The sequence below is a fragment of the Actinomycetospora sp. C-140 genome (assembly GCF_054796175.1).
On record NZ_JBTWNF010000002.1, the window covers coordinates 344,887 to 366,460 of the forward strand.

Here is a 21,574-nt window from a genome sequence, read left to right on the forward strand (position 1 = left end):
CCGGCGGTGCGGTCCGGGCCCGAGGCGCGGGTAGTGCGGGTGGTGCGGGTGGTGCAGCGGCCGGTCAGGCGCCCTGGACGTCCAGGGGCAGCGCGACCGCGACGTCGGGGTGCAGGCGCACGGTGACCTCGTGGCCGCCCGTGGACTTGATGTGCCCGTCGATGTCGATGAACCGCTTGTCGAGGTTCGGGCCGCCCTGCGATCGGACGGCCGACACGACGTCGGCCGGCGTGACCGAGCCGAAGAGGCGCCCGCCCTGGCCGGCCTTGCCGGTGACCGTGACGGTGCCGAGGCCCTGGATCTGCCCGGCGACCTCCTTGGCGTGGTCGAGGTCGCGGATCCGCTTGCCCTCCTGGGTGCGGCGGATCGTCTCGACCTGCTTCTGGGCACCGCGGGTGGCGACGATGGCCAGCCCGCGGGGCAGCAGGAAGTTGCGGCCGTAGCCGTCCTTGACCTCGACGGTGTCGCCGGGGCCGCCCAGGTTGGCGACGTCGGCGGTGAGGATGAGCTTCACGTCGGCCTCCCTCAGCGCGCGGTCGAGGTGTAGGGCAGGAGCGCCATCTCGCGGGAGTTCTTCACCGCGGTGGCCACGTCGCGCTGGTGCTGGCTGCAGTTGCCCGACACCCGGCGCGCGCGGATCTTCCCGCGGTCGGAGATGTACTTCCGGAGGAGGTTGGTGTCCTTGTAGTCGATCAGCTGGTTCTTGTCCTTGCAGAAGGTGCAGACCTTCTTCTTGGGCTTGCGCACCGGCGGCTTCGCCATGGTGTTTCTTCTCCTGAACTAGCGCTGTGCAGAACTGGGGTGAAGGAGGGCTCAGAAGGGGGGCTCGTCGTCATAGCCGCCGCCACCGCCGCCGCCTCCGGAGGACCCGGCGGCCGGTGCCGAGGCCCACGGGTCGTCCGACCCGCCGGACCAGCCACCGCCGCCGCCTCCGGAACCACCGGAGCCGTAGCCGCCGCCACCGTTGCCGCCGCCTCCGCCGTAACCGCCGCCTCCCGAGCCCCGGGAGGCCTTGGTGACGCTGGCGGTGGCGTAGCGCAGCGAGGGGCCGATCTCGTCGACCTCGAGCTCGATGACGGTGCGCTTCTCGCCCTCACGGGTCTCGAAGGAGCGCTGCTTGAGCCGTCCCTGCACGATGACGCGCGCGCCGCGCGTCAGGGTCTCGGCGACGTTCTCCGCGGCCTGGCGCCAGATGTTGCAGCGCAGGAACAGCGCCTCGCCGTCCTTCCACTCGCCGCTCTGGCGGTCGAAGGTGCGCGGCGTGGAGGCGACCGTGAAGTTGGCGACCGCGGCGCCCGAGGGCGTGAACCGCAACTCCGGGTCGGCGGTGAGGTTGCCGACCACGGTGATGACGGTGTCGCCCGCCATCAGTTCGCCTTGCCCCGGCGGCCCGCGAAGGCGGGATCGCGGCGCATGACCTTGGTCCGCAGCACGGACTCGTTCAGCGCGAGCTGGCGGTCCATCTCCTTGACGGTCGCGGGCTCGCAGTTGACGTCGAGGACCGCGTAGATGCCCTCGGCGTGCTTGTCGATCTCGTAGGCGAGGCGGCGACGACCCCAGACCTCGACGTTCTCGACGGAGCCGCCGTCCTTGCGGACGACGTTGAGGAACGTCTCGAGGGACGGCTGGACGGTGCGTTCGTCGAGGCTCGGCTCGAGGATCACGACCAGTTCGTAGTGGCGCACGAGAACCACTCACCTCCTCTGGGCTGGCGGCCACGGGCGTTCCGTGGCAGGAGGGATCTCGGTACCGCCAGGTTACCAATCGGCCGGTCGGCGCCGGTCACTGCCCTGCCGCGACCCCTACGGAGTCCGACGCAGCACGGGCCCGGACGGTTCCGTCCGGGCCCGCGGCAGTTCTGGTCGGTTCAGGCCGGGACGGGCTCGCGGTCGGTGGTGGCGCCCGGCGCGGCGTCGGCCGCGGTGAGCTCCTCGCCGTCCTCGAGGTCGTCGAGTTCGTCCTCGAACTCGTCCTCGACCTCGCGGGCGTCGTCGTCGAGATCGGTGTCGTCCGCGGCGTCGATCGGAGGGGCCGCCGGCTCCGGACCGGCGGCCGCGGTCACCTTGCCGAGCACGAGGCGCCGCACCGTGAACGCGGCGACACCGGAGAGGGCGAGCACCGCGATGAGGGCGGGCACCCCGACACCGCCGCCGGAGAGCCCGTCGACGGGCAGCGCCTGGACCTGGCTCGCCGTGGTCACCGCGCTCGCCGAGCCGTAGCCCAGGTAGGCGGGGGCGCCGGCGCGCAGCCCGGGGAAGGCCGAGCCGAGCAGCATGTTCGGGTCGAGGGTCCGCACGCCGGGCGCCGGGCCGGCCGCCGAGCGCAGGAACGACGACGGCAGCGCGCCGAACGCGGGGCCGAAGGCGGGCGCCGCGGCCGCGGCCTGCTGCGGGGTGAAGGTCGGCACGGCGGCGGGCACCGGCGTCGCGGCCGCGCGCGGGGTGGCCTGCGGGCGCGCCGACGGTGCGAGCACGGCCCCCGTGTCCTGACGCACCTGGTCGGTGGCCTGGCGCAGCGGCGGCGCGGCGCGGGCGACCTGCTCGGTGACGGGCTCGACGACCTGCACCTGCACGCGGCACAGCACGCCGCCGATCAACTGGGTGATCGGCTGCATGCCGGTGCGCACCTCGCGCTCGAACGGCAGGCCGAGGGCGGGGATCACCCGGACCGTCTGTCCGGGCTCCGCCTGCACGGTCTGGCCGCACCGGGCCGCGACGACGTCGTCGGGGTCGGGCGTGGGGGTCGGGGCCGCGAGCGCCGACCCGGCGCCGAGCAGCAGCGAACCCGCGACCAGACCGCTCGCGACGACACTCGACAGCATGCGGGATGCGCGCAGCGCCATGAAGGGACCTTCTCCTCGGAGCCGGGGGAACCGGGATGCCGGAACGGCCCCGTGAGGGGGAGCGGGCCGTCCCGGCGGCACGTGGTTCCAACGAGCGCGTCGCCCGGTGGTGACGCCCACTCTCACCCGGCTGCCGGAGCGGTCGCCCACCGACACGCCAGGACGGTGGGACGCGCCCTCATCGGGGGACTCGAGTTCCTCCGCGGTCCCCACGTCGCCGGAAGATTCCCGCCACCGCGTCGAGCACGGCGTCCGCCCGCGCGAGGCGCCGATCGTGATCGGCCGCGCCGTCGAGGACGCCGCCGTCCGGGTCGTCGAGACCGCGGGAGAACGACGGGTCACGGGGACTGCGGATCGGGTCGTGCTCCGGGCGCAGCACCGAGCGCACCACGAGCGCGGCGACGACGAGCACCGCGACGTCCCGCACCAGGACCGCGCCGTAGAACCACGGCGCCGGCAGGCCCTTGGCGTCCGTGCCGAGGTAGTAGTACATCCGTGGCGCCCAGACGAGGGCGTCGATCGCCATCCACGCCAGCAGCGGGCGCCAGCGCGGGTAGGCGAGCGCGGCCAGGGGCACGAGCCAGAGCGAGTACTGCGGGCTCCACACCTTGTTGGTGAGCAGGAACGCCGCGATGACGAGGAACGCGATCGCGGCGAACCGCGGGCGTCGCCGCGCCTTCACGACGAGCACGCCGATGGCGAGGCAGCAGACACCGAACAACGCCGCGCTCACGGCGTTGAGCACCGACGGCGGCTGGCCCGGGGCGAGCTGGCCGTCGAAACCGCTCCACCCGGTCAGGCCGGACGCGACGTTGTAGAGCGAGTCGGGGTCCGCGCCGCGCTCACCGTTGAGCCGGAAGAACTCCCACCAGCCCGCCGGCGCCGCGAGCGCGAGCGGCACGTTGATCAGGCCCCAGGCGAGGACGCCGGCCGCCGTCGCCTGCGCCCACGCCCGCATCCGCCCCGCTCGCAGGCAGAGCAGCAGCAACGGGAACAGCAGGAACAGCGGATAGAGCTTCGCCGCCGCACCGATGCCGAGGACCACGCCGGCGAGCACGGGTCGTCGCCGCGCCCAGGCGAGCATGCCGAGGGTCGCCGCCGCCACGGCGAGGGTGTCGAAGTTCGTGAACGCGTGGACGGCCACCAGCGGTGACGCGGCGACGATCGCGGCGTCCCAGGGCCGCCCGGGTCGCAGCCGGACCACCGCCCAGACCGTCACCAGCCAGGCGAGCGCGAGCCAGAACGCGGAGATGTCGAAGTAGACGACGACGGCGAGGCCGCCCGGCAGCAACCCGGCGCCGTGGCCGGCGAGCCAGAGGTCGGCGAGGCGGGCGTTCGCCCACTGGAAGAACCCGGTGAGCACCGGGTACTCCATGTAGCGGACCTGCTCGCTGCCGTCGTCGCGGCGGTCGACCCACGACGTCAGGTACGGCACGCCCCCGACGTCGAGCCGCTCGGCGGTGTAGAGCGGGACGGTGTCCGAGTAGCACATCGCGACGTACTGCCGCCCGTCGCGCCAGTCGAGCTCGAGGCCCTTGTCGCTCGGGTACTGCTGCAGACACGGCGCCTTGGCGAACCAGGCGAGGGCCAGCGTGATGACACCGAGCAGCAGGACCACGCGCAGCGGCGTGAGGAACCGGGCCCGCCCGGCGACCGCGTGCTCACCGAGCGGGCCGCCGACCACGGCCGACAGCGACCCGACGAAGGGATCCTCCTGCGTCGGCCGGACCCGCTGGTCGGGGCCGAGCGAGTCGGGGTCGTGCGTGCGGGCGCGGCCGGAGGTGGGCGCCCCGGTGCGGGTCGGCGCGCCGCTCACGCGGCGCCCGTCCCGGCGCGATCGGGGCGCCGGGCGTCAACCCCCACCGAACAGGCCGCCGCCGTCCGGGTCGGCACCACCACCACCGCCGCCGTCGTTGCCGCCGTTGTCGCCACCGCCGTTGTTGTTCCCGCCGGCGCCGTCGTTGCCGCCGTTGTTGCCGGCCTGACCGCCGTTGTTGTTCTGGCCCCCGTTGTCGCCCCCGTTGCCGAACAGCCCGCCGCCCTGGTCGCCCTGGTTCTGCTGACCCTGGTCGCCGCCCTGGTCGCCCTGCTGCTGGTCCGGATTGGCCGGCGGGCAGGGCTGGCCCGGGAGGCAGTTCTGCTGGTCCGGGGGCGCGGTCGGCGTCGTCGGCGGGGGCGTGCCGATCGCCCGGAAGTCGGAGAACTGCTGGACCGGGTCACCGCGCAGGGCGTCGTTCATGTAGCCCTGCCAGATCTGGCCCGGGACGCCGCGGCCGTAGATCGGCCCGCCGCCCGAGGTCTTGATCGGGCTGTTGTCGTCGGATCCGACCCACACCGCGGTGGACACCTGGGGCGTGAAGCCCACCATCCACGCGTCGTTGTTCTGGCCCTCGACCGACGACTGCACGGTGCCGGTCTTCGACGCCACCGGGCGCCCGCCCGAGAGCGGGACACCGGAGTGGTCGGCGACCTGGAGCATCGACTCGGTGACGTTGCGGGCGACCTGCTGCGGCATCCGCGTCTCCCCGGCCGGCGCACCCGCGTCGAAGAGGACGCGCCCGTCGGACGTCGTGACGCGGCTGACCAGGTGCGGCCGGTGGTAGACGCCGTCCGCGGCGAAGGTCGCGTAGGCCGCGGCCATGTCGGTGGGCCGGACCTCGCGGTCGCCCAGCGAGATGCCGCCGTTGGGGTTCTCCAGCGGCGCCGAGACACCCGCCTGGTGGGCGGCGTCGGCGACGCGCTGCGGGCCGACCTGGACGCCGAGCTGGTAGAAGACCGTGTTGATCGACTGCGTCATCGCGGTGCGCAGGTCGCAGTTCGGGCAGCTCTCACCCTCGGAGTTCGCGATCTCGGTGCCCGCGATCGTCTGCGGGCTCGATCCGTCGAAGGTCGTCCCCAGCCCGATCGGGGGGGTGCGCTCGAGGGCCGCGAGCATCACGAACGGCTTGAACGACGAGCCCGGCTGGCGCTGGGTCTGCGCGTAGTCGAACCCGGAGCCGTCCTCGCCGCCGTAGTAGGCGAGCACCGCGCCGGTGCGCGGGTCGACCGAGACCAGCGACGACCGCAGGTTGCCCGGCTGACCCCGCAGCCGGCGTTCGACCGAGTCCGCGGCCTGCTGCTGCATGCGGTTGTCGATCGTGGTCGTGACCTGCAGGCCCTCCTGGTTCACCTGTTGCTCGGTGATCCCGTAGGAGTTCAGCTCGTTGCGGACCGCGGAGACGATGTGCCCGCGGTCGTTGTCCGGGATGCCGCTGCGCCGGGGCTGCGGCGGGATCGTCACGGGGAACGTCTGCGCCGCGCGTTCCGCGGCCGGGAGCCAGTTCTGGCTGACCATGCCGTCGAGCACGAAGTTCCAGCGCTGCTCGCTCATCCGGCGGTCGACCGCAGGGTCCCACCGCGACGGCGACTGGATGAGCCCGGCGAGCACCGCACCCTCGGACGGCGAGAGCTGCGCGACGTCCTTGCCGTAGTAGGCCTGCGACGCGGCCTGGATGCCGTAGGCACCGCGCCCGAAGTAGATCGAGTTGAGGTAGTTGCCGAGGATCTCCTCCTTGCTCTGCTGCTGGGAGATCTTCGCCGCGATCACCACCTCGCGGTACTTGCGCCAGATCGAGTACTCGTCACCGACCAGCACGTTCTTCACGTACTGCTGGGTGATCGTCGACCCGCCGCCGCTGCCGCCGGTGGCCTGGAGCCAGACCGCGCGCAGGATGCCGACCGGGTCGAAGCCCAGGTTCGAGTAGAACGAGCGGTCCTCGGCGGAGAGCACCGCCTGCTGCACGTGCAGCGGCACCTGGGTGATCGGCACCTTGATCCGGTTGCCGTTCTCGGGCACGAGGGAGGCCAGCGACGAGCCGTCCTCGTAGGAGATCGTCGCGACCTGGTTGTTGAAGGCGTCGTCGGGCGTCGGGACCCGGAAGAAGATCCAGCCGACGGCGAACGCGACGACCGGACCCAGCACGAAGACGCCGAGCAGCACGTAGGTGGTGCGGCGGACGCGCCGCCACCGCCGCTTGCGCGGGTCGGGCTCCGGCTCGGCACGGGAGGGACGGCGGGAGCGGGGCGGCGGCTCGTCGTCGCCACCCTCGCCGCGGCGGCGTGTGGGGGCGGGGGCCACCGCGGTGCCCGAGAGCCCCCCGGCGGCCATCGCCGAGCGGGACGTCGCGGCCGTCGCCGAGGGCGCCATCGCCCGGGTCGCTCCGCCGGCGCGGCGGTCCTCGCCGGTGCGGGGCGGGCGAGCGGTCTCGTGGGTCAGCAGACCCGGCTCGCGCGCGCTCTCCCGGCCCTCGGGCGGCGTGACCGTGCCGACGTTGCTCCGGCGGGTGGTGACGGCCGTGGCGGTCGCGCCGGCACCGGCCGACGCGCCGCCCGCCGTCGTCGGCGCCTCGTCGCGGTGGGTGTCGCGGTGGGTGTCGCGGTGGGTGGGGTTCTGCGAGGGCGGCACCGCGCGCCACCCGGGCGGGAGGTTGCCGTCGGGCGGGGGTCCGACCGGTCCACGGGGTCCGCCGTTGCGGGGCACGGGCGGGCCCTGCGGGCCGCGCGGCGGGGGTCCTCCGGGAGGCGCTCCGGGCGGGGGTCCGGCGGGGCCGCCGCGCGGCGGGCCCTGCGGGGGCCCGGGCGGAGGTCCGCCGTGGCCGTTGGCGCCGTGGGGAGCGGGAGAACCGTGCGGAGCGGGAGAGCCGTTCGGGGCGGGGGAGCCGGGGGGAGCCGGGGAGCCGTTCGGGGGCGGGGAGCCGTGGGGAGCGGGGGAGCCGGGGGGACCGGGGTGACCGTTGGCGGGACGACCGGGGGGCGGGCCACCACGATCGGGTGGTGCGGCGCGGTCGGGTCGGGCGCTGCGGTCGGGTCGTCCCCGGTCGGTCCCGGGGGGTCGTCCGCCCCCGCGGTCCCTGTGCCGCTCGTCGTCCACCGATCGCCTCCCGGTGCCGGGTGGTTCTCACTTCAGGGCCGTCGGTACCCCGCCGGACCTGCGGTCGGACCGGCGGACCGGCCCGTCAGGGCGAGGCGGTGCGGCGTCGCCGCCGCCCTCCTCCCGACGCGTCGTCGGTCCCCAGGACGTATGACTGTACGAGGTGGTTCCACCGGCACGATCGGCAGACCTCCACGACGTGCACCGTGAACTCGCTGATCGCATCCGCCAGACGGCTGATCTCGTCAGCGGATCGAGCGGATCCGGCCGCGGCACCGAGCCGTTCACCGAAGATCCACAGTACCTCGACGAGCGGGTCGGCGTGGCACAGCGGACACGGACGGGTGGTCGCGCGACCGTGGTACGAGGCGGCCTGGAGCAGGTAGACCCCGGCGTCGCAGGCGTCGGCGGTGGCCACCCGGCCCGCGGCGACGTCCGCGAGCATCGCGCGGCGCTGCAGCGCGTAGTCGACCACCTGACGGACTCCCGGCACGGCCGCCAGCCTAGCCATCCCCACCTCGTGGCGTCCCCGCTCGTGGCGTGCCCGCGGGGGACGGTGCGACCGGGGATGTGACGTGATCGTCGCTCACCCTCGCCTGATGTATCGCTCCGATATGGTCGGGTGAGCGGTCACGGCGATCGGGGCCCACCCGGCGGACGAGAGGAGGTGGCCGTGCTCGAGCTCGCGGTGCTCGGCCTGCTCCACGAGGCCCCGATGCACGGCTACCAGTTGCGCAAGCAGCTGCACGCCCGGCTCGGCACGTTCCGGGCGTTCTCGTGGGGCTCGCTCTACCCCACGCTCCGGCGTCTCCAGCGCGCCGGCCTGATCGCCGAGACCACCGACGCCCCGAAGAGCGAGGGCACCGACGAGGGCGCCGAGACCGCCGCGCCCCCACGCAGCACGTGGAGCACCAAGACCCGCCGCGGACGGCGGGTCTTCGAGCTCACCGCCGAGGGCAAGGACCGCTTCGACGAGCTGGTGGCCGAGGCCGGCCCGCAGACTTGGGACGACGAGAGCTTCGGCATCCATCTGGCCTTCTTCTCCCGGACGCCGGTCGAGGTGCGGATGCGCATCCTCGAAGGCAGGCGCCGCCGGGTGGAGGAGCGCCGTGAGGGCCTGCGCTCCACGTTGTCCCGCGCGGGCGAGCAGATCGACCACTACACGCGCGAGCTGCACCGCATCGGGCTCGAGTCGACCGAGCGCGAGGTCCGCTGGCTCAACGAGCTCATCGCCGCCGAGCGCGGGGAGACGCCGCGCGGCGGAGCTCGACCCGTCGACGGTGGGACCGAGCCCGGCGGCTCCGCCCGGACCGTCGACGAGCCGCCCCCCGACGAGACCCCGTCCCCCGATTCCCCCCGCGGCGCCTGAGACGCCAGGCCCGTCCGAGTCCCGTCACCCCCGAACAAGAGACAAGAGGAGAACTGCCATGGGTTCGGTTCGAGTGGCGATCGTCGGCGTGGGCAACTGCGCCGCGTCGCTCGTCCAGGGCGTGCACTACTACGCCGACGCCGACCCGGCCACGCGGGTGCCGGGTCTCATGCACGTCGACTTCGGCGGCTATCACGTGCGCGATCTCGAGTTCGTGGCGGCGTTCGACGTCGACGCCAAGAAGGTCGGCCAGGACCTCGCCGACGCCATCACGGCGTCGGAGAACAACACGATCAAGTTCGCCGACGTCCCGCCGACCGGCGTGACCGTGCAGCGCGGCCACACCCACGACGGTCTCGGCCGCTACTACCGCGAGATCATCACCGAGTCCGACAGCGACCCGGTCGACATCGTGGCGGCGCTGCGCGAAGCCCGCGCCGACGTGCTCGTCTCCTACCTGCCGGTGGGCAGCGAGGACGCCGACAAGTTCTACGCGCAGTGCGCGCTCGACGCGGGCGTCGCGTTCGTCAACGCCCTGCCGGTGTTCATCGCCTCGGACCCCGAGTGGGCGCAGAAGTTCACCGACGCCGGTGTGCCGATCGTCGGCGACGACATCAAGTCCCAGGTCGGCGCGACCATCACCCACCGCGTGCTGGCCAAGCTCTTCGAGGACCGCGGCGTCCAGCTCGACCGCACGATGCAGCTCAACGTCGGCGGCAACATGGACTTCCAGAACATGCTGGAGCGTGAGCGCCTCGAGTCGAAGAAGACGTCGAAGACCAACTCGGTGACGTCGCAGATCGACCGCGACATGGGCAAGGGCAACGTCCACATCGGCCCGTCGGACCACGTCCCGTGGCTCGACGACCGCAAGTGGGCCTACGTCCGCCTCGAGGGCCGCGCCTTCGGCGACGTGCCGCTCTCGCTGGAGTACAAGCTCGAGGTCTGGGACTCCCCGAACTCCGCGGGCATCATCATCGACGCCGTCCGCGCCGCGAAGATCGCCGCCGATCGCGGCATCGGCGGCCCGCTGCTGGCGCCGTCGTCGTACTTCATGAAGTCGCCGCCCGAGCAGTACCGCGACTCCGTGGCCTACGACCGCGTCGAGGAGTTCATCCGCGGCGAGCGCGGCCCCGCCTGACGCCGCCGGAAGCACGCGGAGGGCCCCCACCCGAACCTGGGTGGGGGCCCTTCCCGCGTCAGCGGACGATGTTCACCAGGCGGCCCGGGACGACGATGACCTTGCGGGGCTCGGCGCCGGCGAGGAGCTCGGCGACCTTCGGGTCACCGAGGGCGGCACCCCGGACGTCGTCCTCGCCCGCGGCGGCGGGCACCGTGATCCGGGAGCGGACCTTCCCGTTGACCTGGATCGGGTACTCGACGGAGTCCTCGACGAGCAGGGACGGGTCGGCCTCGGGGAACGGCTCGTAGGCCAGCGTGTCCGGGTGGCCCAGGCGCGACCACAGCTCCTCGGCCAGGTGCGGGCACAGCGGCGAGAGCAGCAGCACCAGCGGCTCCACCACCGCGCGCGGCGTGCCGCCGGCCGGGTAGGTCTTGGTCAGGTGGTTGGCCAGCTCGATGAGCTTCGCGACCGCGGTGTTGTAGTGCATCGCCGGCAGGTCGGAGCGCACGCCGTCGATCGCCCGGTGCAGCGCGACGAGGGTGTCGCGGTCGGGCTCGGCGTCCGAGACCCGCAGCCCGCCGGTCTCCTCGTCGATCACCAGGCGCCACACGCGCTGCAGGAAGCGGTGCGAGCCGACGACGTCACGGGTCGACCAGGGGCGCGACGCCTCCATCGGCCCCGTCGACATCTCGTAGAGCCGGAACGTGTCCGCGCCGTAGGCCTCGCACATCTCGTCGGGCGTCACCACGTTGCGCAGCGACTTGCCCATCTTCCCGTACTCCTGGCGCACCGGTTCGCCGTTCCACGTGAATCCGGTGGCGGAGGAGCCGTCCTCGACGACCTCCTCGGCGGGCACGTAGACCCCGCGGGCGTCCGTATAGGCCCAGGCCTGGACGTAGCCCTGGTTGAACAGCTTGCGGAACGGCTCCGAGGACGTGACGTACCCGAGGTCGAAGAGCACCTTGTGCCAGAACCGGGAGTACAGCAGGTGCAGCACCGCGTGCTCGACGCCGCCGACGTAGAGGTCGACACCGCCCGGATCGCCCGGCGCGCGGGGTCCGAGCCAGTAGCGCTCGACGTCGGGGTCGACGAAGCGCTCGCTGTTGTGCGGGTCGAGATAGCGCAGGTAGTACCAGCACGACCCCGCCCACTGCGGCATCGTGTTGGTCTCGCGGACGTACTCCGCGAAGCCGCGCTCCGGGTCGGAGGGCAGGTCCTCGGCGAAGGCCACCCAGTCGGTCGCGCGCGCCAGCGGCGACTCCGGCGAGGAGTCGCGGTCGTCCGGGGCGAACGACTTCGGCGCGTAGTCCTCGACGTCGGGCAGCAGCACCGGGAGATCGGCGTCGGGCAGCGCGCGCGGGATCGACGGCCCGCCGTCGGTCTCGCCGTCGGCCGCGTAGGCGACGGGGAACGGCTCGCCCCAGTACCGCTGGCGGGAGAACAGCCAGTCGCGCAGCTTGTACTGCACCACCGGCTCACCGGTGCCCTTCCCGGCCAGCCACGCGACGATCGCCGTCTTGGCGGCGTCGACGTCGAGCCCGTCGAGGCTGATCTCGTCGTTGGCCGAGTTGATCGCCGGGCCCGCCCCGACGTAGGCCTCGCCGTCGAAGTCCTCCGGCGGCGCGACGGTCCGGCGGATCGGCAGCCCGAACACCGTCGCGAAGTCCCAGTCGCGCTGGTCCTGGCCGGGCACGGCCATGATCGCGCCGGTGCCGTAGCCCATGAGGACGTAGTCGGCGACGAAGACCGGTAGCGGCTCGCCGTTGACCGGGTTGGTCGCCCACGCGCCCGTGAAGACGCCGGTCTTGTCGCGGGCCTCCTGGCGCTCGAGCTCCGAGCGCTGCGCGACCGCGCGGCGGTAGGACGCGACGGCCTCGGTCGGCGACGCCGCACCGCCGGTCCAGCGCCCGTCGAGCTCCTCACCGGTCAGCGGCGCGGGCCAGGCGTCCGGGGTCAGCGCGTCGACCAGCGGGTGCTCGGGGGCGAGCACCAGGTAGGTGGCGCCGAAGAGCGTGTCCGGGCGGGTGGTGAACACCTCGATGTCGCCCGCGCCGGACGCGAACCGGACCTGCGCACCCTGCGAGCGCCCGATCCAGTTGCGCTGCATCGTCTTGACCGAGTCCGGCCAGTCGACGCCGTCGAGGTCGTCGGCCAGGCGGTCGGCGTAGGCGGTGATCCGCATCATCCACTGGCGCAGGTTGCGGCGGAACACCGGGAAGTTGCCGCGCTCGGAGCGCCCGTCGGCGGTGACCTCCTCGTTGGACAGCACCGTGCCCAGCGCGGGACACCAGTTGACGGGTGCGTCGGCGAGGTAGGCCAGCCGGTGGTCGTCGAGGACGCGGTCCTGCTCGGGGCGGGACAGCGCGCTCCAGTCGCGGCCGTCGGGCAGCCCGCGGATGCCCTTCTCGAACTCGTCCTCCAGCTCCGTGATCGGGCGCGCCCGACCGACCTCGGTGTCGTACCAGGAGCCGTGGATCCGCAAGAAGATCCACTGGGTCCAGCGGTAGAAGTCGATGTCGGTGGTCGACACCGACCGGTGCTGGTCGTGCGCGAGGCCGAGCTGGCGGATCTGGGCGCGGTAGCGCGCGATGTTGGCCTCGGTCGTGGTGCGCGGATGGGTGCCCGTCTGCACCGCGTACTGCTCGGCGGGCAGCCCGAAGGCGTCGAAACCCATCGTGTGCAGCACGGTGCGCCCGGACATGCGCAGGAAGCGGCCCAGGACGTCGGTGCCGATGAACCCCAGCGGGTGCCCGACGTGCAGCCCGGCGCCGGACGGGTAGGGGAACATGTCCATCAGGTAGAACTTCTCGCCCGCCGGCGCCGGGTGGTCCGGGCCCGGGTTGGCGACGGCGAAGGTGTCGGCCGACTCCCAGTGGTCCTGCCAGCGCCGCTCGATGTCGTTCGCGAGCGCGGCGGTGTAGCGGTACGGGGGGACGCCGCTCGCCCCGCCGGGACTGTCGGCGCGGCTCGCCACCTCGGGCTCGGCGGTCACGGCTTCCTCCTGGGTATCGACCGGGGGTCCTCGCCGCGGGGAGCCCGCGGCCGGGTCCGGCGCCGCACGAAGGGGCACCGTGGATCCCGCGAGGACGGCGTCGAGCCTACTCTGGGGGTGTGATCGTCCCGGCCCTGGTCCTGGCGGCGGCGGCCCTGCTCGTGGGCGGCGCCGGTGTCCTCGCGCTGTTCCACCGGCTCCCGCGCAACCGGGTGCTCGGCGTGCGCACGGTGTGGACCATGGGCACGGTCGACGCCTTCCGCCGCGCCAACCGCGCCGCGGCCCCGGCCTTCGTCGCCGCGGGCGTCGCGGGGATCGCCGGCGCGGTCGCCGCCGCCCTGGCCGCGACCACCGGCGCCGGCATCACGATGCTGGTGCTCGGCACGGTCGCGCTGATCGGACTCCTGGGCGCCGGAGGCGTCGTCGGGTCCCGTTTCGCCGAGGCCGAGGAGGCCGAGGAGGCGGCGCTGGCCGACCTGCCGCCGTGCACCGCGGGGGTCCCCGCGGAGGAGCCGGCCTGCGACACGGCGCCCGGCGCGTGCGGCGGCACGTGCGCGCTGTGTCCCCGCGCGCAGGCGGAGGCCTGACTCACCAGCCCCAGGTGCCCGCGGCGCCCTTGAACGGGCCGACCACGTCGTGGGTGATCCAGCCGCCGTAGAACCCGCCGGGCTGGGGCTCGACGCGCTCGCCGTCGAGGGTGATCTCGTCGAACGGGGCAGGGTAGAGGGCCACGCGGTCGGCGAGCTCCGGGTACACCGCTCCTTCCGACGGTCCAGCTCCGCTGCGCTTCGTGTCCTCCGGCGGGTACCACCAGCCCACGTCGGTCAGCGGCGTCGCGCCGGGGACGACGACGTCGACGTAGCGCGCCGTGCCCTTCCACTCGCACATCGTCCGGCGCTCGGCGGGGCGCAGGACGCCCTCGGTGAACGCCGTCCGCGGGAGGTACCAGGTCGGCGGATGGCTGGTCTCCAGCACGCGCACGAGGTCGTCGGAGTCGGCGACGACCGTGCCGGCGTGCGTCACCACCGCGCGCCGCCGGACCGCCTCCGCCCGCGGCGGGCGCGGGTAGTCCCACACCGACTCCTGCCCGGGGCCCGGTTCGACGCGTCGCACACCGATGACGCTAGGCCCGCCCGGGCGCGTCGGCGCGGCGAGCGAACGGGGACTTCGTGCGCGTAGAAGCAGCGAACGCCACGTTCGCTGCACCGAGTCACGGCGCCTGGGCGGGGCAGGTCTCCACGGGGGCGTCGAGCACGATGTTCTTGCGGATCGAGCGGAACCCCGGCGGCGGCGGGCAGAACGACGCCAGCGGGAGGTCGTACTCGACGTGGTACACCGGCTTGTCCGCCGCCACGAACGGGGCGAGCGCGTCGCACTCGCGGTACTGGGCGCACTGCTCGTTGACGGCGAAGTCGAAGTCGCCGACGAGGTCGTCGACCTGGTCGAGGTCGTTCTTGAGCCCGACGGCCAGGCCGCGCTCGTGGGCCAGGCGGGCGAGCATCCGGTTGAACGCCAGCTGGTCGCCCTCGCCCAGCGGGAAGCCGGTGGGGTGGGTGTAGCCGTCGACGTTGTCGGGCTCGACGGCGTCGAAGCCCTTCTGCTTGCAGAGGTCGAAGCGGGCCGCGAGCCACGGCTCGAGGACGTCGGTGCGCCGGACGTCGAGCCAGTACTCGTCGGGCCAGTCCTCCAGCTCCTGCCCGCGCACCTCGGCGGGGAGCGCCCCGGCGTCGGGGCGCCAGTCCTCGACCGCGCCCGCGTTGACGTAGCAGACGACCTGGCGCCCGTCGGCGTGCAGCGCCGCGACGGTCTGCGCGGAGGTGGCGAACAGGTCGACGTCGTAGGTGGCCGCGTCCACCGACGTGTCGACGGGGCCCTGGAGCTGGTACTGCCACGTGCTGCCCGCCGGCGCCCGGACCGCGCCGCCGGCCCCGGCCGGCGACCCGCACGCGAGGGCCATCATCAGCCCGCCGCACACGACGGCCACGAGCCCGGCGCGCGTCACGGGCCCACCCAGGTCGCCAGCGCGCCCCACGGGTTGGGCAGGGAGGCGGCGGTCGCGTAGGCGTGCGTCGCACCCAGGGCGCTCGCCCGGTGCAGGGTCCGCTCCTCCTCGCCGTCGGGCACCCCGTGGACGAGGTGCCAGGTGGCGGCGGGCCCCGGCGGATCCGGTGTGTCGAGGGCGGCGTGCGCCGACCACGGGCCCTCGAAGGTCACGACCACCGACGCCAGCCGGAGGTAGCCGGGGTCCGGGCGCACGCCCGGGTTGAGGATCAGCCCGGCCTCGACGGCCGCCGCGAGGCGCGCGTAGTAGGGCAGGTGCTCGGCCGAGGACGTGACCTGGTCGGCGAAGACCGCCTCGACGCCGTGCAGCCGGCGGTACGCCGCGACGTCGGCGAGCACGGCGGCGAGCGGGCGGCGGGCGTAGTCGGTGTCGACGTAGCCCGCGACGAGTCCGGGCAGGTCGCGGACCGCGCTCCGGTAGGCGGCGTCACCGGTGCCGGGCCCGGAGTCGGGGTTGACCACCACGACACCCAGCCGGTCGCCGAGGAGGCGCAGGCGTTCCCAGTCGGCGGCCTCGCGCCGCGGGTGGAAGTAGGCGGGCACGGCCAGGCTCATGACGCTCATCGGTGCCGCACCGGGATGCCGGCGGAGCGCCGCACGAGCACGGCGAGGACGGCGAGCAGCACCAGTCCGGTCCCGAGGTGCCAGAGGATGGCCGCGGTCCCGGAGGCGGGCACGGCCTGGCCGCGCACGATGAACGCCGCCAGCCCGGCCACCGCCGCGGACAGCAGGGCGAGGACACGGTCGCCGCGGCCGAGCGCGGTGGCCACGGCCGCGGCGAAGAGCGCGGTGCCGAGCACGACGTAGTCGGCCCCCAGCAGCACCAGGCGAACGTCCCACCCGGGCATCGCGACCGCCACCGCCGCGCCGACGAGCAGGGTCGTGCCCGCGAGTGCGGTGAGGTAGAGCAGGTGCGCGCGCAGCGCCGCGTGCCGCGCCCCGCGGGCGAACCGCGGCACCGAACCGGTGGCGGCGAGCAGCGCCCCGGTCCGTTCCCGGTAGCGCACGAGGAGCCACTCCGCGATGCCCGTGGTCAGCACCAGCGGCAGGGCGAGCGCGGTGAGCGAGAGCGGCATCGGGTCGAACCCCGGGTCGAGGAGCTGCTCGAGGGCCGGGAACAGCACGAGCACGGCGACGAAGAGGCCGAACCCGACCTGCGCGGCGGCGTGCGTCCAGGCCGACCGCGGCAGCGCGGAGACCGGTCGGCGCCCGTCGCGGGTCGCGACGAGGGCGAGGACGACCGCGAGCACCACCGACGCGGCGGGCCACAGCAGGTCGCGGGCCGGGACGCCGCTCGTGGGGTTGGCGAGCGCGCTGGCCGGGCCCTCGTGCGGGAGGAGCAGGCCGAGCACGGCGCCGACGGCGGCGGGGAGCAGCGCGCCGAGCAGCCAGGCCTCCCGTCCGCACAGCAGCAGGGCCGCCGCCGCGAGCAGGTAGGCCGCCTGGCCGGTGAGCAGCACGACCGTGACGAGGTCGACCGACATCGTCGCGGTCAGCACCAGCGCGGCGAACACCGCGGCGACCGCCAGCACCAGCGCGACCCCGGTCCCGACGAGCAGGGCGCGGCGCAGGAAGCGCCGGGCGGCCGGCCGGTCGAGGTTGCCGAGGTACGACCAGGCCACGCTCGCCACGCCGTAGGCCGCCGCCCAGGCCAGCACCAGCCCGCTGAGCATGAGCGTGGCCGACACGGGGTCCTCGCTCGGCAGCAGCGCGAGCGCGACCACGGCGGGCACGGCGTAGAGCACCCCGCGCGCCGGGAGCCAGCGGGGATCCCCGGCGGTGGACCACGTCCGGCGCGGCGGCGCGACGGCGGGCTCCGAGCGCGGGCGCCGCCGGTCGGCGACGAGCCACCCGGCGAGCTCGAAGACGTCGGCCGCGCCGTAGCGCTGCGAGGCGACGCGGTCGTTCACCCCGGCGCCCTCGATCACCACGGCGGCCTCGGACCGGGTCGTCGACGAGGCCGCGGCGTGGGCCACCGCGGCGTCGACGCGCTTCACGCCCATCCCGGGCCCACCTCCTCGACCGTCCGCGCCACCGCGTCGCGGTGCGGCTCGAGGCCGTGCGGGCCCGGGCCCGCGGCCGGCGCCGCGTGGTGGGCGTAGATCGCCCGGAGGTCGTTGCGGAAGCGGTCGAGCGTGAACCGCTGCCGTGCGTGGTCCTGCCCGGCGCCGGCGAGCTCCCGGCGGAGCGCCGCGTCGGTGAGCAGCTCGACGCAGGCGTCGGCGAACGCCTCCACGTGGCCCGCGGGCACCACGATCCCGCCGGGGCCGACGGCCTCGGCGACGCCGCCGACGTCGGTGGCGACGACCGGCCGCCCGCACATCCCGGCCTCGATGACCGTCAGCGGCAGGCCCTCGGAGACGCTGGAGAGCACCACCACGTGGCCGGCCTCGAACGCGCGGCGCACCGGGCTGACCGGTCCCTCGAACACCACGGCGTCCCCGAGACCGAGCTCGGCCACCAGGGCTTCGCACGAGGCCCGGTAGCCCTCGTTGCCCGCCGGCACGCCCCCGAACAGGCGCAGGCGTGCGGCAGGCACCGCGAGACGCACCCGGGCGAACGCCGCGAGCAGCGTGTGGAGGTCCTTGAGCGGGTCGACGCGACCGGCGTAGACGAGGGTCGGGACGTCCGGCTCGGTCACGAGCGGCGCCAGCCCGGCCGGGTCGACGCCGTTGGGCAGCAGCCGCACCGCGTCCGGGCGGGCGCCGCCTTGCAGCGCCCAGCGCGCGTTGAAGCCGCTCACGGGAAGGACGGCGTCGGCCCGCCGGTAGCCGAGGCCGGTGAGGGCGGCGTAGAACCCGTGCAGCGCGGCCCGCTCGGCCCGCCCCGCGCCGGACCGCCGGGTGGCCATCAGCCGTTCTCGCAGGTAGACCCCGTGCTCGGAGAGCAGCACGGGCGTCCCGTGCTCCCAGGCGGCGCAGAGCCCGAGCAGCATCGCGGGCCCGTTGACGGTGCAGTGCACGAGGTCCGCCCGGGGCGCGGGCAGCTGCAGCGGGCGCAGGAAGTGCTCGACGAGGTCGGTGACGGCGAGGGCGTCGGCGAGGGTCGGGGTGAGCTCCGGCAGGGCCGAGGTCACCTCGACGACGAGGTCGACGGCCTCCTGGCTGCGCAGCGCCTCGGTGAGGTCGACCGTGCGGGCCATGTCGCGCAGCGTCCGCACGGCGTGCTCGAAGTCCCGGGGGGCGGCGGCGCCGCCGAGCAGCATCGCGTCGAGCAGGTCGGTGTAGGTCCGGAGGAACCGGCGCCCGGGTGGCCGGGGCCTGCGGGGACGGGCCGGCTCGGCCCACAGCCCGATCCGGCGCACCGCGGCCACGTTCGGCGGCACCGGGTAGGTCGCCGTCTCCCGCCCCGATCCCGACAGGGCCACGACCTCGAAGTCGATCTCCGGGAGGCTCCGCACGAGCTGGTCGCACCAGTCGCTCACCCCACCCGCGTGGATCGGGTACGTCCCCTCCGTCACGAGCGCTACCTTCACGGGGCCACTCCTCCGATCCGTTGCTCCCCGGCGACCGGGATCCAGCCCGAGCGCGTGGTGCCGTAGGGCTCGCCGAACGCCCCGTCGAGCGCCGGCGGGACCGTCACGGGCACGTCCACGGGGCGATCAGCCGCCACGCCCGACACCACCGTCACGACGCCGTCCTGCACCCAGGCCCGCGTGCTCCCCGCGGCGGCGGCCCAGGCGGCCTGGCGGGCGAGGACCTCCGCCGACTGCGTCATCGTCGGCACCAGCAGCGGGCGCGTCTCGGTGTAGAGCGCCCGGTAGGAGCCGAGGACCTGGTCGAGCACCGGGTAGAGGGTCCGGTCCTCGGTGAGCTGCGGCTGGTGCACGTAGTGGGGCCGCGGATCGTTGGCGAGCACGTGCCCGAGCGCCTTCGTCGCCTCCATCGGCACGATCTGGGCCAGGAACCCCGCCCGCGGATCGGCGGCCGGCACGGGCGGCACGCAGCCGCCGTCGGTCTCGCAGGTGCCGTCGCCGCCGTCGGCGCGGGCGGTGTGCGACCAGTTGTACTGGTCGACGGTCTCGGCGAACGTGGCCGTGTCGAAGTCGAGGTCGATCGGGTGGCGCGGCACGGTCCGCGCCCCGCCGATCGGGCGCTGGCCCGCCTCCTTCGACGCGTCCGCCGCGACGCTGCGGATCCCCTCGTCGTCGAGCGCGCCCGCGAGCCCGGGGTTGTCGTCGGGCATCTCCTCGTCGCCGCGCAGGCCGCTGTGCTCGCCGGTGACCAGCTCGGACGGGTTGATCGGCAGGCCGACCTCGCGGGCGAACCCGATGTTGCGCGCCACCTCGTCGTCGATCACCCGCTCGGGCACGTACCGGGTCCAGCCGAGGATCGGCACGGTGGCGCAGCGCCAGGGCAGGGCCTCGTAGTCGCGGACGCAGCCGAGGTACTGGTGCGACCAGGTGTGGTTGATCCAGCCGAAGGCGTCCCGCCGCGCGAGCAGCGCCGCGAGCAGGGGGTCGTTCCCGCCCGGCGCCGCGAGCCGCGACCCCGCCCCGTTGAAGGCCAGGTCGAGGCGGAAGTCGTGGTCGCGCGACCAGCCCGCCGCGGCGTCGACGTCGGCCGGGGTCATGCGGATGGTGGGCGCCGGCGGCACGGTCGGCGGGCAGTCCGCCCCGTAGGCGCAGTGCGCCCCCGCGACCCAGCGGGCGTCCGGGAGGAGCACGTCGTCGATGTGCACGGCGAACCAGGCGCGCCGCATCCCGAGGTGCACCCCGCGCGTGAGCCACTCGACGAGGCCCGGCGCGAGCGCGGCGAAAGGCATGGAGCCCGGGGCGTAGGAGAACGAGAGACCGAGCTCCTCCCGGCCGCCGGTGCGCAGGACGCCCATGAGCGGCCCGCGCCGTGCGCCGTCGGGCGAGCTCCCGGTCAGCAGCGGGGTGTAGCCGGCCAGCGGGGTCCCGATCTCGACCCAGGTGTCCCCGCCGATCGGCACGTCCCCGCGCATGTCGCCGAAGCCGTCGGCCCGGGCCGCGTCGGTGAGCCGCGCGAGGCCGCTGTCCAGCCGGCCCGACCAGCCCGCGCCCGCACCCGGCTCGGCGAGCCCGGTCTGCGCGGTCGCGCGCACCGTGGCGTTCAGCTGGCGGAGGCGGAACTCGCGCTCGACGTCGTGGAGCACCGAGAGCTCGGCGGGGGCCAGCTCGACCGGCGAGTCGCCGGGCAGCACGACGGCCTGGTAGCGGGCGTGCGGCACCGTGTCCGGCACGGTCAGCGAGGCGCGGTCGACGGGCCGGCGGGCCGGGTCGGACAGGTCGACGACGTCGGTCGGCACCCCGCTCTCGGTGAGTGCCTCGAGCACGGCGTCGACCTCGGGGCTCCCGTTCTGGACGACGAGGACGCGGAGATCGACGCGCGGCCCCGCGGCCGACGCGGGGGTGGCGACCAGGACCGTCGCGGCGAGCGCCGTGAGCAGGGGCAGCAGGACACGACGAACGCCCACGTCACCCCCCGGTCCACCGCTCGATGCCGGATCATCCTGTGGCCGGCCGTGGGCGGCACCCAAGCGATCTGCCCGGGTCGGGGGACCTCACTCACCCGATGGCGTCACGGTCCGTCAGGAGCACGCGCCCCTCCCGCCCCTGACGCCACAGGGGTGAACGGATCAGTTGCGGCGGGGCTCGCTCACGTGGGTGGCGAGCAGGGCCAGCGGCACGCCCTGGCGACGGAGGACCCCGCCCCACAGGTCGTAGCCGGGCGGGGCGAGGACGTCGTCGGGCAGGGCCGGGACGACGTACCAGTCGCCGCGGCCGATCTCGCCGTCGAGCTGGCCGCGGTCCCACCCGGAGTAGCCGGCGAACACCCGCAGGCCGCGGACGCGCGGGGCGAGGTCGTCGGGGTCGCCGTCGAGGTCGACGAGCGCGACGGGACCCCGGACGCCGACGACGCCGCCCGTGCTCGCCGGGTCCTCGCCCGTGCGCAGGGCCGCGAGGCACAGGGCGGTGCGCTGCTCGACCGGACCGCCGACGAAGACCGCGTGCGGGGTGGTGGTGTGGGGGCCCCAGGTCGGGAGGACGTCGGCCACCGAGACCTCGCTGGGCCGGTTGAGCACGACGCCGAGGGTGCCGGCCGGACGGTGGTCGATGACGAACACGACCGACCGCGAGAAGTTGGGGTCGGTGAGGGTCGGGGCGGCCACGAGGAGCGTCCCGGCCTCGACCTCGGCCTCCTGATGTTCACCCACACCACTGGCCACGAGCCCCATCGTCGCACCGCCGCGCGCCGGGGTGGCAGGCACGGTGGAGGTGGTCACTCTCCCCGCACCACCGAGCGGTGACCGAG

Annotated in this window: 19 protein-coding genes; 3 read left to right on the forward strand and 16 right to left on the reverse strand. The window is 74.6% G+C overall.

Going from position 1 to position 21,574, the window contains the following annotated elements; all coding sequences use genetic code 11:
* Positions 1 to 64: 64 nt before the first annotated feature.
* The 8 genes from rplI to ACR9E3_RS04700 form a co-directional block, all read right to left on the reverse strand.
* Complete coding sequence (rplI, locus tag ACR9E3_RS04665; protein WP_285650961.1) at positions 65 to 514, reverse strand: 50S ribosomal protein L9; 450 nt, start codon at positions 512 to 514, stop codon at positions 65 to 67.
* A gap of 11 nt (positions 515 to 525) precedes the next feature.
* Positions 526 to 762, reverse strand: coding sequence for a 30S ribosomal protein S18 (gene rpsR, locus ACR9E3_RS04670; protein WP_116707953.1), 237 nt, complete (start codon positions 760 to 762; stop codon positions 526 to 528).
* Between the two features lie 51 nt (positions 763 to 813).
* Entirely contained in the window at positions 814 to 1,368 is a 555-nt protein-coding gene (locus ACR9E3_RS04675; protein ID WP_285650958.1) for a single-stranded DNA-binding protein, read from the reverse strand.
* On the reverse strand, positions 1,368 to 1,694 hold the full coding sequence (gene rpsF, locus ACR9E3_RS04680; protein WP_460378895.1) for a 30S ribosomal protein S6: 327 nt from the start codon (positions 1,692 to 1,694) through the stop codon (positions 1,368 to 1,370). Before rpsF ends, ACR9E3_RS04675 begins: the two co-directional genes overlap by 1 nt.
* A gap of 173 nt (positions 1,695 to 1,867) precedes the next feature.
* A complete protein-coding gene (locus ACR9E3_RS04685; protein ID WP_460378896.1) occupies positions 1,868 to 2,842 on the reverse strand; it encodes a hypothetical protein in 975 nt (324 codons plus the stop codon).
* A 178-nt stretch (positions 2,843 to 3,020) separates the two neighbouring features.
* On the reverse strand, positions 3,021 to 4,658 hold the full coding sequence (locus tag ACR9E3_RS04690) for a glycosyltransferase family 87 protein (RefSeq protein WP_460378897.1): 1,638 nt from the start codon (positions 4,656 to 4,658) through the stop codon (positions 3,021 to 3,023).
* A 36-nt stretch (positions 4,659 to 4,694) separates the two neighbouring features.
* On the reverse strand, positions 4,695 to 7,361 hold the full coding sequence (locus ACR9E3_RS04695) for a transglycosylase domain-containing protein (protein ID WP_460378898.1): 2,667 nt from the start codon (positions 7,359 to 7,361) through the stop codon (positions 4,695 to 4,697).
* Between the two features lie 475 nt (positions 7,362 to 7,836).
* The gene (locus ACR9E3_RS04700; RefSeq protein WP_460378899.1) at positions 7,837 to 8,244 is read right to left on the reverse strand and encodes a DUF5318 family protein; all 408 of its coding nucleotides are present in this window, start codon (positions 8,242 to 8,244) and stop codon (positions 7,837 to 7,839) included.
* A gap of 180 nt (positions 8,245 to 8,424) precedes the next feature.
* Here ACR9E3_RS04700 and ACR9E3_RS04705 point away from each other — a divergent pair, with 180 nt between their 5' ends.
* A complete protein-coding gene (locus ACR9E3_RS04705) occupies positions 8,425 to 9,120 on the forward strand; it encodes a PadR family transcriptional regulator (RefSeq protein ID WP_460378900.1) in 696 nt (231 codons plus the stop codon).
* A 58-nt stretch (positions 9,121 to 9,178) separates the two neighbouring features.
* Entirely contained in the window at positions 9,179 to 10,261 is a 1,083-nt protein-coding gene (locus ACR9E3_RS04710) for an inositol-3-phosphate synthase (protein ID WP_460378901.1), read from the forward strand.
* A 58-nt stretch (positions 10,262 to 10,319) separates the two neighbouring features.
* Here ACR9E3_RS04710 and ACR9E3_RS04715 read toward each other — a convergent pair whose 3' ends face one another.
* Positions 10,320 to 13,217, reverse strand: coding sequence for a leucine--tRNA ligase (locus ACR9E3_RS04715; protein WP_460379069.1), 2,898 nt, complete (start codon positions 13,215 to 13,217; stop codon positions 10,320 to 10,322).
* A 137-nt stretch (positions 13,218 to 13,354) separates the two neighbouring features.
* Between ACR9E3_RS04715 and ACR9E3_RS04720 the strand changes: the two genes are divergently transcribed.
* Positions 13,355 to 13,822 carry an SdpI family protein gene (locus ACR9E3_RS04720; RefSeq protein WP_460378902.1) on the forward strand — a complete coding sequence of 156 codons (468 nt, stop codon included), beginning with the start codon at positions 13,355 to 13,357 and terminating at the stop codon, positions 13,820 to 13,822.
* A gap of 1 nt (position 13,823) precedes the next feature.
* Here the strand turns inward: ACR9E3_RS04720 and ACR9E3_RS04725 are convergent, their stop codons facing one another.
* From ACR9E3_RS04725 to ACR9E3_RS04755, 7 genes are all read right to left on the reverse strand, one after another.
* On the reverse strand, positions 13,824 to 14,348 hold the full coding sequence (locus ACR9E3_RS04725) for a DUF427 domain-containing protein (protein WP_460378903.1): 525 nt from the start codon (positions 14,346 to 14,348) through the stop codon (positions 13,824 to 13,826).
* Positions 14,349 to 14,445: 97 nt separating this feature from the next.
* Positions 14,446 to 15,237, reverse strand: coding sequence for an endo alpha-1,4 polygalactosaminidase (locus ACR9E3_RS04730; protein WP_460378904.1), 792 nt, complete (start codon positions 15,235 to 15,237; stop codon positions 14,446 to 14,448).
* Positions 15,234 to 15,860, reverse strand: a complete 627-nt coding sequence (locus ACR9E3_RS04735; RefSeq protein WP_460378905.1) for a spherulation-specific family 4 protein — start codon at positions 15,858 to 15,860, stop codon at positions 15,234 to 15,236. Before ACR9E3_RS04735 ends, ACR9E3_RS04730 begins: the two co-directional genes overlap by 4 nt.
* Positions 15,857 to 17,299 (reverse strand): hypothetical protein, encoded by a 1,443-nt coding sequence (locus ACR9E3_RS04740; RefSeq protein ID WP_460378906.1) that lies wholly within the window; start codon positions 17,297 to 17,299, stop codon positions 15,857 to 15,859. The genes ACR9E3_RS04735 and ACR9E3_RS04740 overlap by 4 nt, the downstream gene beginning before the upstream one ends.
* A complete protein-coding gene (gene pelF, locus ACR9E3_RS04745) occupies positions 17,290 to 18,756 on the reverse strand; it encodes a GT4 family glycosyltransferase PelF (protein WP_460378907.1) in 1,467 nt (488 codons plus the stop codon). Before pelF ends, ACR9E3_RS04740 begins: the two co-directional genes overlap by 10 nt.
* An 11-nt stretch (positions 18,757 to 18,767) precedes the next feature.
* The gene (locus tag ACR9E3_RS04750; protein ID WP_460378908.1) at positions 18,768 to 20,735 is read right to left on the reverse strand and encodes a hypothetical protein; all 1,968 of its coding nucleotides are present in this window, start codon (positions 20,733 to 20,735) and stop codon (positions 18,768 to 18,770) included.
* Positions 20,736 to 20,897: 162 nt separating this feature from the next.
* Complete coding sequence (locus tag ACR9E3_RS04755) at positions 20,898 to 21,488, reverse strand: YqgE/AlgH family protein (protein ID WP_285658350.1); 591 nt, start codon at positions 21,486 to 21,488, stop codon at positions 20,898 to 20,900.
* Between the last annotated feature and the right edge of the window lie 86 nt (positions 21,489 to 21,574).